The following is a 12,895-nucleotide window of genomic DNA, read 5'->3' as shown; positions in this document are numbered from 1 at the left end:
GTGCTTGACGGTGCCGGCGTGCAGGCCATCCAGCGCCTGGTTCGCGGCATGCCCGTCGGCGAAACCGTTGTCGAGGCAATCCTCAACCTGGTGCGTTCTGCCCGTCCCGGTAGCGGCGACGCCAAGCTCGATGACGCGATCGCCTGGGGCCCCGGTCCCCGCGCCAGCCAGTCGCTGATGCTGGCCGTGCGCGCCCGCGCGCTGATCGACGGCCGCTACGCTCCGTCGCTCGACGACGTCAGCGAGCTGGCGGAACCGGTACTCAAACACCGCATGGCGCTTTCCTTCACGGCTCGCGCCGACGGCATGACCGTCAGCGAAGTCATCGCCGGCCTGAAGGCGAAGATCGGGTGACATGGCGACGGTCGCGACGGCCAGTCCTGGTGGTGACCTCCGCGGAGCGCTGACCGAAGCGAAAGGCGTCGCGAGCGGGCTCCCGGACCTGCTTGTTGAGGCCCGGCGTGTCGCGGCCACGATCATCGCCGGCTGGCACGGCCGGCGGGTGGCGGGTCGCGGCGAAACATTCTGGCAGTTCCGCCCGTTCATGCCGGGAGAGGCCGCTGCAACCATCGACTGGCGACGTTCGGCCCGTGACGATCAATACTATGTCCGCGAAAAGGAATGGGAAGCCGCCCACATGGTCTGGCTCTGGGCCGACCTTTCGGCGTCGATGGCCTTTGCGTCCCGGCTTGCCGATGTCTCGAAGCGCGACCGGGCGCTGGTGCTGCTCCTCGCGCTCACCGAATTGCTGGCAACCGCGGGCGAGCGGGTCGGCCTCCTCGGCGAGAGCGATCCGATCCTGGCGCGCGACGCGGCCGAACGGATCGCCGACTTCCTTTCCCGCGCCGAAGCCCGCCGTCCCGACACCCGGGTCCTGCGCCGCTTCACCGACGCGGTTCTGATCGGCGATTTCCTCGACCCCCTGCCCGAGACCGAGGCGTTCCTCGACGCCATTGTCAGGACCGGCGCCCGCGCGCACCTCATCCAGGTCGTCGATCCGATAGAGGAGACCTTCCCCTATACCGGCCGAACCGAATTCATCGATCCGGAATCCGGCATCCGCCACATGGTGGGCCGCGCCGAACAGTATCAGCAGGACTATCGTAACCGCCTGGCGGCACTCCGCGAGACTTTGTCGACGATTTGCAGGCGGCGGGACTGGAGCTTCCTGATCCACCGGACCGACCGGCCTGCGACCGAGCCTCTGCTTTCGATCCATGCGCGGCTCGCCGACCGCCACTCCCATGCCGCGGCAGCGAGCTGGGGAACGGCCGCATGAGCGCGCTGCCTTTCGCCTTCTCCTACGCGCCGGTGCTGCTGGCGCTTCTGGCGCTGCCGCTGATCTGGCTCCTGCTGCGGGTGACGCCGCCGAAGCCCAAGACGGAGAGCTTCCCGCCGACCCGACTACTGCTCGAAATTACCCGCAAGGAGGAGCAGCCGGCCCGGACGCCATGGTGGCTGATCCTGCTGCGCTGCCTGATGGCGGCGGCTCTGATCGTCGCGCTGGCCGGTCCGGTCTTCAAGCCGGCAATGGAACAGGCGCCGGGCTCGGGCCCGCTGCTCATCGTCGTCGACAATGGCTGGGCCTCGGCCCCGCATTGGGACGCGACGATCGAAACGGCGCGCCGGATCATCGGCCTCGCCCAGGACAGCGGGCGCACCATGTCCCTCCTCGCCACCGCCGATGGCGCCCGCCAGGAACTCTCGCCAACCGATGGCGAGGAGACCCTGCGCCGGCTGGAGGCCCTCGCGCCCCGCCCCTACGCAGCCAACTACAACGAAGTCATTCCGGCGATCGACGCCGTTATCCGCGACACCACCTTCGGTGGCGTGGCCTGGCTGTCGGACGGGCTCGGCGGCAGCGCCAACGAGGGCTTCGGCGGTTATCTCGCGGAATGGGTGAACGGCCCGATGGTCGTTTATGCCGACAGCAGCAGCGAGATCATGGCGCTGACCCCGCCGATCGGCGGCCCGGAGGCGCTGACCGTCCCGGTGATCCGCGACGATCCCTCCTCGCCGACGGCCGGCTTCGTTCGCGCCACCGACCTCAAGGGCCGGTCGATCGGGGACTTCCCCTTCGCCTTCGCGCCCGGCGAGACAGGCACGGAGGCGAGCATCGAACTGCCGGTCGAGCTGCGCAACGACATCGCCCGGCTCGACATTGTCGGCGCTGAGACGGCTGGCGCCGTGCAATTGCTCGACGAACGCTGGCGGCGGCGCCGGGTCGGGCTGCTGTCGGGCGCGGCGGCCGACGCGGCGCAGCCACTGCTCTCGCCACTCTATTACATCGCCCGCGCGGTCCAGCCCTTCGCCGACGTCCAGGAGCCGCGCGACGCGAATGCCGCGGTCGCGGTTCCCGAGCTGATCGATGCCGGCGCCTCTGTCATCGTCATGGCCGACATCGGCACGCTGCCGGCAGACGTGGAGCAGACTGTCGCCGCCTGGGTGGCCGACGGCGGCACCCTCGTCCGCTTCGCCGGACCTCACCTCGCGGCGGCCACCGACTCGCTGATCCCGGTGCGTCTCCGGCAAGGCGACCGCGCGCTCGGCGGCAGCCTGACCTGGCAGGAAGAGCAGCCGCTGGCGAGTTTCGCCGAAAACAGCCCCTTCGCAGGCATGACCGTGCCGGACGACGTTCTGATCAAGCGGCAGGTGCTGGCCGAGCCGGACGGCTCGCTCTCCGATCGCACCTGGGCGGCGCTGGGCGACGGCACGCCACTGGTGACCGCGGTCCAGTCCGGCCGCGGCTGGCTTGTGCTCTTCCACGTGACGGCGGACACGAGCTGGTCGAACCTTCCCCTGTCCGGCACCTTTGTCGAGATGTTGCGGCGCGTCGTCGCCTTCTCGAGTGCCGTCCGCCGGCAGACCACGGCCGATCCGACCGCGACCGCCACGATCGCCCCCTACCGGCTGCTGGACGGACACGGCCGCCTCGTCAATCCCGGACCGGACGCGCGGCCGATTCCCGCAGACGCGACGGCAATCATTCCCAATGCCGAGCATCCGCCCGGTCTCTACGGTACGGAAGAGGGCTTCCGGTCCCTGAACCTTCTCGGCGAGGACACGGTCTTGGCCCGTTTCGATTCGACCACGGTCCCTTCGGCAACGGTCCAGCCCTACCCGACCGAGGCCCCGATCGACCTGCGTCCGTGGCTGCTCGCGGCGGCTCTCGGCCTGTTCCTGCTCGATGCGCTCGCCGTTCTCTGGCTGAACGGGGCCCTGTCCCGAACCCGACGCCGGCCCGCCACGGCGGCCCTGATCGCGCTCGGCATCATCGTCGTTACAGCGTCGATCGCCGCGCCTGCCCTTGCCGACGAGGCAAGCGACCAGTTCGCCATCGACGCTGTCAGCGAGACCCGTCTCGCCTACGTGGTCACCGGCAACGCCGACATCGACATGGCAAGCGAGAGCGGGCTGTTCGGCCTGTCTCAGGTGCTCGCCGAACGCACCGCGCTGGAGCCGGGCAACCCGGTCGGGGTCGACCCGTCACGCGACGAACTGGCCTTCTTTCCGCTTCTCTACTGGCCGATCGACCCGGATGGCCCGCTGCCGTCTTCGGCGACGATGGCGCGGGTCGACGCCTATATGCGCCAGGGCGGCACGGTTCTCTTCGACACCCGGGACCAGCTCGAAAGGTCGAGCAACCTCAATACCTTCACCGGCACGCCGGCGGTCGAGCGGCTGCGCGAGATGCTGGCGAGCCTCGACGTGCCGCCGCTCGAGCCCGTTCCGGCCGACCACGTGCTGACCAAGGCCTTTTATCTCCTCAACGACTTCCCCGGCCGCTATTCCGGCGGCCCGTTATGGGTCGAGGCGATCGACGGCAACCAGGATCGATCCGACAGGCCGGCGCAGCCTGGCGACGGCGTTTCCTCGATCCTGATCACCGAGAATGATTTCGCCGCCGCCTGGGCCATGAATGAAAGCGGCGACCTGCTCTATTCGACGATACCCTCGGATCCGCTCCAGCGGGAGATGGCCTTCCGCACCGGAGTCAATATCGTCATGTACACCCTGACCGGGAACTACAAGGCCGATCAGGTCCATGTCCCGGCGCTGCTCGAAAGGCTCGGCCAATGACCTGGTCGCTCGCCTTCGAGCCGCTGCTGCCGATGTGGCTGCTGGTCGCCGCGGCAGTCGTCGCCGTCATCCTCGTCGTGCCCGGCCTTCTCCGCCGGATGCGCGGCGCCTGGCTGCGGGCCGCCGCCGCCTTGGTCCTGCTCGTAGCACTCTTCAACCCGGTGGCGCTGAGGGAGGATCGCGAACCGCTGCCCACCGTCGTCGCGCTGGTCGTCGACCAGAGCGCGAGCCAGGACCTCGACGATCGCGCAGCGATGACCACCAAGGTCGAGGCCGCACTCAAGGAGCGGCTCTCGGAGTTCCGCAATATCGAGGTGAGGACCGTGGAGGCCGGCAAGGCCGGCGGCGCCACGGTCGACGGAACGCTGCTTTTCGGGCCGTTGGAGACCAGCCTCGTCGACGTGCCGCCGGAACGGCTGGGCGCCGTCGTCATGCTCACCGACGGCGAGGTCCATGACATTCCGCAATCGCCTGACGCACTCGGGCCCCGAACCCCTGTCCACGTGCTCCTGTCCGGACGCGACGACGAATACGACCGTCGTCTGATCGTCGATAACGCTCCTCGCTTCGGCATTGTCGGCGAGACGCAGACAATCCGCTTCCGCGTTGTCGATGATGGCCCGGCGCCGCGGAGCGGCCGGGTCCGCGTTACCGTCACCCGTGATGGCAATCCGCTGTCGAGCGAGCTCGTCACGCCGGGCGAGCCCTTCGAATTCACCTTCGAGGTTGCCCATGGCGGGCCGAACATCCTGGAATTCGAGGCCGAGCCGATCGACGGCGAACTGACCGACGTCAACAATCGGGCGATCGCCTCCATCGAGGGTATCCGCGAGAACCTCCGGGTTCTGCTGGTATCTGGCGAACCGCATTCCGGCGAGCGCACCTGGCGCAACCTCCTCAAGTCGGACGCCGCCGTCGATCTCGTCCATTTCACGATTCTGCGCCCGCCTGAGAAGCAGGATGGAACGCCGATCAACCAGCTCTCGCTGATTGCCTTTCCGACCCGCGAGCTGTTTTCGGAGAAGATCGACGAGTTCGACCTCATCATCTTCGATCGCTACCAGCACCGCGGCGTGCTGCCGATCCTCTACTTCGACAACATCGCCCGCTATGTCGAGGATGGCGGTGCCGTTCTGATCGCCGCGGGACCCGACTACGCGAGTGACGGCAGCCTCTACGACACGCCGCTGTCACCGGTGCTCCCTGTCGCTCCGACCGGCTCCATCACCGAAAAGCCATACCACGCCCATGTCACTGAAACCGGCCAGAAGCACCCGGTGACGCGGGGACTGAAGGGTGGAAACCTCGATCCGCCGCAATGGGGACGCTGGTTCCGCGTCATCGACGTCGGCACGCCGACAAGCGGGGCTACCGTGATGAGCGCCGCCGACGACAAGCCGCTGCTGGTTCTCAACCGGGTCGGAGAAGGCCGCGTCGCGATGCTGCTGTCCGACCATGCGTGGCTCTGGGCGCGCGGTTTCGAGGGCGGCGGACCGCATGTCGATCTGCTTCGCCGGCTGGCGCACTGGCTGATGAAGGAGCCGGATCTGGAGGAGGAGGTGCTGCGGGCCTCCGCCAGGGGCGGTGAACTGACCATCGAGCGCCAGACGATGGGCGACGAGACGACACCGGTGACGGTGCGCACGCCTTCCGGCGCGGTGAAGACCGTTACGCTCGATCCGGTCGAACCTGGGCTCTGGCGCGCGACGATCCCGGGCGACGAAATCGGGCTCTATCGCATTGAACAGGGCGACAAGCGGGCTTTCGCCCATGTCGGCGCCGCCAACCCGCGCGAATTCATCGACGCCCGTTCGACCGCCGACCTGCTCGCGCCGCTTGCCGGGGAAACCGGAGGGAGGATCGCGCGGATGAGCGATTCCGCCGGCGAGCCGGTGGTGCCGCGGATCGTCCCGATAAGGACCGGCGTCACGGTATCGGGCTCCGACTGGATCGGCGTCCGGATGACTGAAGCGAGCGTGCTGAAGGGGATCGTCCGCATACCGGTCCTTGGCGGTTATGCCGGCCCGGCCGCCTTCCTCGCCCTCCTCGCACTGCTCTTCCTTCCTGCCCTCACCTGGTATCGCGAAGGTCGCTGACCGCGCCTGATGGCACCGACCGGATCGGCCGGGCCATGCCTCCCAACCCTTCGAGCACGCCGGGCGCCAGCCCGCTGACCAGCACTCTCTCGGGATCGACCGCCGCTGGCAGGGTGATCGCGTAGGGCGCCAACTGCTCGAAACCAAGCGGCCCGTAATAAGGCAGGTCGCCGACCAGCAGCAGAATGCTATGGCCTCCGCCGCGCGCCGCGTCGGCGGACTTGCGGACGAGCCGCTTACCTGCCCCACGGCCCTTGTAGTCGGGTTTCACGGCGAGAGGCCCGAGCAGCAATGCCGATCTCTCCCCGATCAGGATCGGCGTGAGCCGGACCGAAGCGACGAGGGTATCGTCGACCAGCGCGACGAAGGAGAGCTCAGGCAGGTGGGGTATGCCCTCGCGAAGCCGGAAAGCGGCACGCGCAAAGCGACCGGGTCCGAAGGCTTCCGCATGAAGCGTTTCGATCTCGACGGAATCTGTCGGCAGTTCGAGGCGATAGGTGAAAGGATGTTCGGTCATCAACGGGGCCTGCGACGGCGGATCGGTCAATCCGGCCTGCCAGCCCTACCTGTCGTCCTAGCGGCAGCGGCGATCGGCAAAGAGCCGGACGGCGACGGGTGACATGGCGTCACCTCGCTTGGATCGTCGTCGCTGGATTGCCGACATGGTCATCTTTCAGTCTCCGGGGACGCGCGGATAGCACTTTACCGGGCGGGCGTCCAGCGCCGGGCTACCATTCGGACGAACGCTCGGAATCACCGACGATCTCGGCGATGCGCTGCCGCGTTCCGCTCGTCGTATCCTCGGGCAGGCGATCGACCGGATGGAAGCCGCTGTCGACGATCTCGAGATTCCGGGGCGGCGGCGCGGCCTGCGACCAGGATCGGCAGACGAACAGGGCGACATGGTCGCGCGGCGATGCAGTCCGGTTGAGGTACATGCCGAAGAGCTCGGACGGCCCGGTAACCGCTATTCCCGCCTCTTCGAGGAGTTCCCGCTCCAGGGATTCCTCGACGGTCTCGCCCGGTTCGACCCCTCCCCCCGGCAGATACCATCCAGGGACGTAGCTGTGCCGGACGAGGAACACCCGGCCACCATCGTCGAACACCGCGGCGCGGACCCCGAGCGTCATGCCGCGCGACATGCGGGAGTAGAAGAGGAATGCCCGGACGAGCTGCCGGTTCTTCCAGGACGTCATGTCCTCTCGCCGTTCATGCGTCCGCTCCTGCTCTGTTGGCACGCGATCGCCCTTCGCATTATATGGCACGCGACGGCATCGGCGGGCACATCCCGGTGGCTGCTCGTTTCGTCACCTTCCGTTTCCAGATGTCGGCAGAGGGGCGCCGACGCAACCAGCAAAGCGCCGCACGACCGTGTTCACCCTCGTTCAGCTATCCGATCCGCATCTCGGGCCGCTTCCGGCGGTTCACTGGCACCAGCTCGTCTCGAAGCGAGCCTTCGGATACGTCAACTGGCACAGGAGCCGCAGGGCCGCCCTTGGCCCGCGCAACCTCCGGCATCTGGTCGAGGATGTCCTCGCCGCCCCGCACGACCATATCGCCGTCACCGGCGACCTCATCAACATCGGCCTTCGCGCCGAAATCGACACCGCCAGACTCTGGCTCGATAGTCTCGGGGATCCGGAGGACGTTACCGCCATTCCCGGAAACCACGACGCCTATCTGCCTGGCGCCATCCGCCATTTCGAACACGCCTGGCGGCCGTATATGGTCGGCGATGATCGCGGCGCGGCACCGGTCGCCTTCCCATTCACCCGCCGACGCGGCCCGGTCGCCATCGTCGGCGTCTCGACGGCGATCGCCACGGCTCCGCTGATGGCGACGGGCCGGATCGACCAGCCGCAGGCGGATCGTCTTGAAGCGGAGCTTGCCGAACTCGCCGATGAGGGACTGTTCCGCGTCGTGCTGATCCACCACCCGCCGGTCGCCGGATCGACGCCCTGGCACCGCCGCCTGATCGGCGCCGACCGTTTTCGCAAGGCAATTGCCAAGAGCGGCGCGGAGCTGGTCCTCCACGGACACAACCACCAGACCATGGTCAACCATATCGCCGGCCCGGCGGGTCCGGTTCCGGTGGTCGGAGCGGCGTCCGCCTCGCTCTCGCCGCACCATGGCCGGTCCGGCGGCAGCTACCTGGTCTTCAGGATCGCCCGGACGGAAGGCAGCTTTACCTGCGACATGGAAGAGCGCGGACCACGGGTCTCGCATGGCAAGATCGAATCGTTGCGGAACCAACGCCTTGCCGGGCCCGAGGGTCAGCCGGCCGGCACCCGCATCCAGGCATAGCCGAAGAGCACCGCGACGCCGATCAGGACACCGAGAAGGAATGCGGCGACGATCCAGCCGAGCGCCCTCCGCTCCCCCGGCTCCGTCGCAGCGAGGGGGGCGGCGACGGCCTCTTCGGGTCGACGCCGGCTCTCTTCGCGGCGCGCGGCCTCTTCGCGGCGGGCACGCCTGATCACCCAGTCCCCCTCGATCGCGCGTTCGCGCTCGATGATCCGCTCCGCGACGTAGTCGGTGACGCAGTCGGCGACCTCGTCGAGATCGCTCGATTCGATGATCACCGTACGGCCGAGCCGGGTGTCCTTGAGGAAGCGATAGGTCCTGCGGTCGCGCCCGAGGACGACGAAGGAGGTCAAATCGATCCACAGCCGGGCCGGCGTGCCGCCGCTGATATTGAAGAGGAAAGTATCATTGTCCTCAGGGACTTCGGCGAAGACACCCTTCAACTCATCGGCCAGCATCTCGAGCCGGGCGCGCTCTGCGTCGCGCAACTCGACCACCACGTCGGAGCGCTCCGCCTCGGCCGTCCGGACCCGACGAATCGCCGACTGGAGCGTCCTCACATTGCCGGTGCTGCCCGGGCCCTGGGTGGCGTCACTCATCGTCATGCTTCCTTCCGCAGGATGCGGCTTGGCTAACAATGTGTTAGCAAAATCCCGCGTCGTCCGCACTACGATGTGCACACTTTGCGCCACGGAAAAGGTACCAGAATGAACGAACTTCCGGCCGCTGCGAAACGGGTCCAGGACGCGGCAAACGCACTCGGACTCGCCGTCACGGTGACCATCATGCCGGACAGCACGCGCACCGCCGAGGAGGCTGCCGAAGCGTGCGGCTGTACTGTAGGCCAGATCGTCAAATCCTTGATCTTCAAGGGAAAAGACACCGACCAAGCTTACCTCTTCCTGGTCTCCGGAACCAACCGCGTGAACGAGAAGGCGGTGGCCAAAACCATCGGCGAATCGATCGTCAGGCCGGACGCGGACTTCGTTCGCAAGGCCACCGGATTCGCCATCGGCGGCATCCCGCCTTTTGGCCATATGGTTAAGCTCGCGACCTTCCTCGACGCCGATTTGTTGCAATATGAGACAGTGTGGGCGGCCGCCGGGACGCCTCGGGCGGTCTTCCCGGTCGCTCCGAGACAGCTCCGGGACACCCTTGTCCCAACGGTGATCCAGGTCGCGTGACGATTCGCGGGTTCGATCACCGCCGACCGGCGGCGATCGCCGCCTCGACCGCCTCGCGGCGCGGCATCGGAGCGACGGCGCCGTAGCCTTCCGTCGACAGCGCCGCCGCCATGTTGGCATAGCGCGCCGCCTCGAAGGGATCGCCGGTGCGGAGATATTCGGCGAGAAATGCCCCGTCGAACATATCCCCGGCGCCGGTCGCGTCGACCAGCCTGACGGCGATCGGATCGAGCCGCTCGCGACGGTCGGCGGTGGCGACGACGGCGCCATCCTCGCCGAGGGTCAGCGCGACGATCTTCGCCCCCATCGACAGGTAGAAATCGACGATCGCGTCGGGCTCGACGAGGCCGGTGAGATGCCGGGCGTCGTCGAGGCCGGGGCGGACGATGTCGGCGAGCGCCACCGCCGAATGGATGACGGCGCGGGCGCGGTCGAGCGGCCAGAGCCGGAGCCGCAGGTTGGTGTCGTAGGAAACGGTGACGCCGGCCGAACGCGCGATCCGCATCGCGGCGAAGACGGCGTCGGCGGCGCTCGACGAGATCGCCTGGCTGATGCCGGAAGCGTGGAGGATGCGGGCGCCCTTGATCATCTCGACGGGGAGCTGCTCCGGCGTCATCCGGCTCGCCGCCGACCCGGCGCGCATATAGGAGAAGACGTGGCCATCCGGCCCATGGGTGACGAAATAGATACCGGTATGGGCGACCGGGCTCCTGTGGACGGCGCTGGTGTCGAGCCCCTCCTCCTGCCAGAGCCGCATGAAGGAATCGCCGAACTGGTCGGCGCCGACGGCGGTCACATAGGCAACGCTGGCGCCCTGCCGGGCAGCGGCAATCGCGCAGTTCGACGTATCGCCGCCATGCCCCTGCCGGAAGATCGCCTCGTCCTTCGGCTGGTTGAGTTCGAAGAGCGGCTCGCCGATGGAAATGATGTCAGGCATGGGTCCCCGTCGTCGGATGGTTTTCACGTCTTGCCGTGCGCTCTTCGCATATTCCGACCACTGAAATCCACACATAGCCACAAGCCCCGGCCCCGCCACTTCACAGGCGCCGCCATCGGCGGCTATGGTCGAGGCGGTGTCACGCCCCTCCCAGCGGTGACGACACATGGCAAAAGGCGTTTTGCTCGACCTCGCCGGGGTGGTGTATCTCGGCGACCAAATGCTGCCCCGCGCGGGCGAGGCGGTCGACCGGCTGCGCGAGGCCGGGCTGCCGGTCCGCTTCGTCACCAACACCACCCGGCTGTCGAAGGTCGGGATCCTCGACCGGCTCCGCGGGATCGGGCTGGAGGTCGCGGGCGACGAGCTCATCACGCCCGCGGAGGCCGCCCGCACGTGGCTCGCGACCCACAGGCGGTCGCCGCACCTTCTCGTCCACCCGGCTCTCGTCGAGGACTTCGAGGGCGTCGCCGATCATCCCGACAAGGCGGTGATCGTCGGCGATGCCGGCCGCGACTTCACCTACGACACGCTGAACGCCGCCTTCCGGGAGCTGGCGGCCGGCGCCGACCTGCTGGCGCTCGCCAAGAACCGCACCTTCCGGGACGACGACGGCGCCCTCAGCATGGACGCCGGCGGCTTCGTCGCGGCGCTCGAATACGCCGCCGAATGCAAAGCGATCGTTCTCGGCAAGCCTGCCCCCGACTTCTACGCCGCCGCCGTTGCCGGTCTCGGCTGTGACGCGGCGGACGCGGTGATGGTCGGCGACGACGTCGAGGCCGACGTATCGGGAGCACTCGCCGCCGGCATCGGCGCGGCGCTGCTGGTCAGGACCGGCAAGTATCACGAAGGCGCGGAAGCCGGCGCAACCCCACCGCCGACCGCCGTCGTCGACGATCTCTTCGCCGCCGTCGACTGGATCCTTGGACTGGGGTCTGCTCCTCCCCGATGACCGGCAGGGAAGTCCCTGTCCGCAAATGTACCTAACAATTGTATCGAGCCGGTTGTAATAATCCGCACCGTACGACCGGGCAGAGATCTGCAACCCTTCGATGCCCCCGACGCAACTTCTCGTTCTTTGACCTTGCCTGGAGACTCGACGGCAACAGAGTGAATCAAGTGGGGAGGAAACGATGACCAAGGGCTATCCAAGCGTCCCGGACGACCGCGACCTGATCAAGGAGCGTCTCAGGCTGCCAAGAAGCGGAAGGTCGGAGCCAAGCAAGAACGTCAGCTTCCGAGTTACAAGCTGGCTCCATCGCATCGGGAATTCGCGCAGTCCCGACAGGTCCGAAACCGTCCTCTCCCTGTATGGAAAGAAGGTCGACGAAGACCCACACGCCTATCTCATCTTCCATGCCACGGACTCGGACGCCGTCCCTCCTCCGGACTATGACGGACCAAACAAGCGGTTGTTCATCCACTACACCGACCAACAGCTGGGCAGCGTCTACCGCATCCTGGACATGATGGATCGCGTCGCGATCGTCATCGTCTACCGGGAGTACAAGACCGGTCACAGATGGGCTGAATTGCAGCACAGCCCGAACAGCTAAAGTCCGGACCGGCATTCGTCACCCGGACCGCACCGAGGATGCCAAAATCCGCGACCACCCGGTCGCCGGGCTCGACTTGAGCGGCACCATGCAGGTGCCGCGGGATCGTGGGTCCTTGGTCTCAGCTACGGAAGCCCCGCGCTACGAAGCCTGCTCGTAGCAGATCTCGCCGGCCTCCGACTCCTCCAGCCTTACATCCAGCAAAGCGCAGTATCGTTCGTCTTTCCGATGTCGATGATGAATGCATTCCCGGCAGATGCCGAAGGGCCGGTTGCCGCGGGCGTGCAATGCGCGTTGCAGCAGCAGCTTCAGCGAATCGGAGAGGTCTGTCAATTCCCGCTGGCTGTAGCCGGCGAGCGGCTTCTCGAACAAGGCAGCCTTGCGCAGCGCATCCAGCCCGGCCCTTGTCGCATCGTAGGAAATGCTGCGCCGATCGGTCTGCGAGCGGGTCTCGGCGACATAGCCCTTGCGGTGCAGCGCCTTCAGCGTCTGCGAGATCGTACCGCGCGTCGAGGAGAGATACTCGGCGACCTGCGACGGCGCGCGCGAGAAGCGGTTGGCGCGGGCCAGATAGGCAAGGGCCGCGTATTGGGACGGATTGAGATCGGCTGTCCATTCCTCCGCTGCCGCGAGCCGGCAGAGGCGGTCGAGCAGTTGGCGGATCTCGGTCTGGCTGTCCCCTGGCATGGTCCGGATGATAGCGAGTCAATATCAATGTTGCAATAATAGCGACTCGCTACT

Annotated in this window: 13 protein-coding genes; 8 read left to right on the top strand and 5 right to left on the bottom strand. The window is 67.2% G+C overall.

Features of this window, described 5'->3' with window-relative positions:
* The 4 genes from KDJ86_RS02060 to KDJ86_RS02045 form a co-directional block, all read left to right on the top strand.
* Positions 1-354, top strand: a 354-nt coding sequence (locus KDJ86_RS02060) for an AAA family ATPase (RefSeq protein ID WP_367116733.1), incomplete at its 5' end; no start/stop codon positions are given.
* 1 nt (position 355) lies between these two features.
* A complete protein-coding gene (locus tag KDJ86_RS02055; protein WP_291742221.1) occupies positions 356-1,279 on the top strand; it encodes a DUF58 domain-containing protein in 924 nt (307 codons plus the stop codon).
* The gene (locus KDJ86_RS02050) at positions 1,276-4,080 is read left to right on the top strand and encodes a DUF4159 domain-containing protein (RefSeq protein WP_291742219.1); all 2,805 of its coding nucleotides are present in this window, start codon (positions 1,276-1,278) and stop codon (positions 4,078-4,080) included. The genes KDJ86_RS02055 and KDJ86_RS02050 overlap by 4 nt, the downstream gene beginning before the upstream one ends.
* Positions 4,077-6,176 carry a DUF7408 domain-containing protein gene (locus tag KDJ86_RS02045; RefSeq protein ID WP_291742216.1) on the top strand — a complete coding sequence of 700 codons (2,100 nt, stop codon included), beginning with the start codon at positions 4,077-4,079 and terminating at the stop codon, positions 6,174-6,176. The genes KDJ86_RS02050 and KDJ86_RS02045 overlap by 4 nt, the downstream gene beginning before the upstream one ends.
* On the opposite strand, the gene KDJ86_RS02040 is transcribed toward KDJ86_RS02045, so the two are convergent.
* Complete coding sequence (locus tag KDJ86_RS02040) at positions 6,151-6,693, bottom strand: GNAT family N-acetyltransferase (protein ID WP_291742214.1); 543 nt, start codon at positions 6,691-6,693, stop codon at positions 6,151-6,153. The two genes, KDJ86_RS02045 and KDJ86_RS02040, sit on opposite strands and share 26 nt — an antisense overlap.
* Positions 6,694-6,904: 211 nt before the next feature.
* Positions 6,905-7,372, bottom strand: a complete 468-nt coding sequence (locus tag KDJ86_RS02035) for an NUDIX domain-containing protein (RefSeq protein ID WP_291742211.1) — start codon at positions 7,370-7,372, stop codon at positions 6,905-6,907.
* A 175-nt stretch (positions 7,373-7,547) separates the two neighbouring features.
* On the opposite strand from KDJ86_RS02035, the gene KDJ86_RS02030 reads away from it, so the two are divergent.
* Positions 7,548-8,480, top strand: coding sequence for a metallophosphoesterase family protein (locus tag KDJ86_RS02030; RefSeq protein ID WP_291742209.1), 933 nt, complete (start codon positions 7,548-7,550; stop codon positions 8,478-8,480).
* Here KDJ86_RS02030 and KDJ86_RS02025 read toward each other — a convergent pair.
* Positions 8,450-9,079: a hypothetical protein gene (locus tag KDJ86_RS02025; RefSeq protein ID WP_291742206.1), complete on the bottom strand. Its 630-nt coding sequence runs from the start codon at positions 9,077-9,079 to the stop codon at positions 8,450-8,452. The genes KDJ86_RS02030 and KDJ86_RS02025 overlap by 31 nt on opposite strands.
* Before the next feature lie 108 nt (positions 9,080-9,187).
* Here KDJ86_RS02025 and KDJ86_RS02020 point away from each other — a divergent pair, with 108 nt between their 5' ends.
* The gene (locus KDJ86_RS02020; RefSeq protein ID WP_291742203.1) at positions 9,188-9,664 is read left to right on the top strand and encodes a YbaK/EbsC family protein; all 477 of its coding nucleotides are present in this window, start codon (positions 9,188-9,190) and stop codon (positions 9,662-9,664) included.
* A gap of 16 nt (positions 9,665-9,680) precedes the next feature.
* Here KDJ86_RS02020 and KDJ86_RS02015 read toward each other — a convergent pair whose 3' ends face one another.
* A complete protein-coding gene (locus KDJ86_RS02015; RefSeq protein WP_291742202.1) occupies positions 9,681-10,601 on the bottom strand; it encodes a sugar kinase in 921 nt (306 codons plus the stop codon).
* Between the two features lie 166 nt (positions 10,602-10,767).
* On the opposite strand from KDJ86_RS02015, the gene KDJ86_RS02010 reads away from it, so the two are divergent.
* The gene (locus tag KDJ86_RS02010; protein ID WP_291742199.1) at positions 10,768-11,550 is read left to right on the top strand and encodes a TIGR01458 family HAD-type hydrolase; all 783 of its coding nucleotides are present in this window, start codon (positions 10,768-10,770) and stop codon (positions 11,548-11,550) included.
* 181 nt (positions 11,551-11,731) lie between these two features.
* Entirely contained in the window at positions 11,732-12,154 is a 423-nt protein-coding gene (locus tag KDJ86_RS02005) for a hypothetical protein (protein ID WP_291742197.1), read from the top strand.
* A gap of 141 nt (positions 12,155-12,295) precedes the next feature.
* Here the strand turns inward: KDJ86_RS02005 and KDJ86_RS02000 are convergent, their stop codons facing one another.
* Positions 12,296-12,841, bottom strand: a complete 546-nt coding sequence (locus tag KDJ86_RS02000; protein WP_291742195.1) for a MarR family winged helix-turn-helix transcriptional regulator — start codon at positions 12,839-12,841, stop codon at positions 12,296-12,298.
* Between the last annotated feature and the right edge of the window lie 54 nt (positions 12,842-12,895).

It is taken from the genome of Bauldia sp., from assembly GCF_020442045.1.
Classification (GTDB): Bacteria; Pseudomonadota; Alphaproteobacteria; order Rhizobiales; family Kaistiaceae; genus Bauldia.
This window is presented reverse-complemented; position numbering and strand designations above follow the sequence as displayed.

Excerpts from the sequence above, each read along its gene's own strand:
- KDJ86_RS02055 (WP_291742221.1), top strand. The coding sequence starts at position 356 with ATGGCGACGGTCGCGACGGCCAGTCCTGGTGGTGACCTCCGCGGAGCG.
- KDJ86_RS02050 (WP_291742219.1), top strand. The coding sequence starts at position 1,276 with ATGAGCGCGCTGCCTTTCGCCTTCTCCTACGCGCCGGTGCTGCTGGCG.
- KDJ86_RS02045 (WP_291742216.1), top strand. The coding sequence starts at position 4,077 with ATGACCTGGTCGCTCGCCTTCGAGCCGCTGCTGCCGATGTGGCTGCTG.
- KDJ86_RS02040 (WP_291742214.1), bottom strand. The coding sequence starts at position 6,693 with ATGACCGAACATCCTTTCACCTATCGCCTCGAACTGCCGACAGATTCC.
- KDJ86_RS02035 (WP_291742211.1), bottom strand. The coding sequence starts at position 7,372 with ATGACGTCCTGGAAGAACCGGCAGCTCGTCCGGGCATTCCTCTTCTAC.
- KDJ86_RS02025 (WP_291742206.1), bottom strand. The coding sequence starts at position 9,079 with ATGAGTGACGCCACCCAGGGCCCGGGCAGCACCGGCAATGTGAGGACG.
- KDJ86_RS02020 (WP_291742203.1), top strand. The coding sequence starts at position 9,188 with ATGAACGAACTTCCGGCCGCTGCGAAACGGGTCCAGGACGCGGCAAAC.
- KDJ86_RS02015 (WP_291742202.1), bottom strand. The coding sequence starts at position 10,601 with ATGCCTGACATCATTTCCATCGGCGAGCCGCTCTTCGAACTCAACCAG.
- KDJ86_RS02010 (WP_291742199.1), top strand. The coding sequence starts at position 10,768 with ATGGCAAAAGGCGTTTTGCTCGACCTCGCCGGGGTGGTGTATCTCGGC.
- KDJ86_RS02005 (WP_291742197.1), top strand. The coding sequence starts at position 11,732 with ATGACCAAGGGCTATCCAAGCGTCCCGGACGACCGCGACCTGATCAAG.
- KDJ86_RS02000 (WP_291742195.1), bottom strand. The coding sequence starts at position 12,841 with ATGCCAGGGGACAGCCAGACCGAGATCCGCCAACTGCTCGACCGCCTC.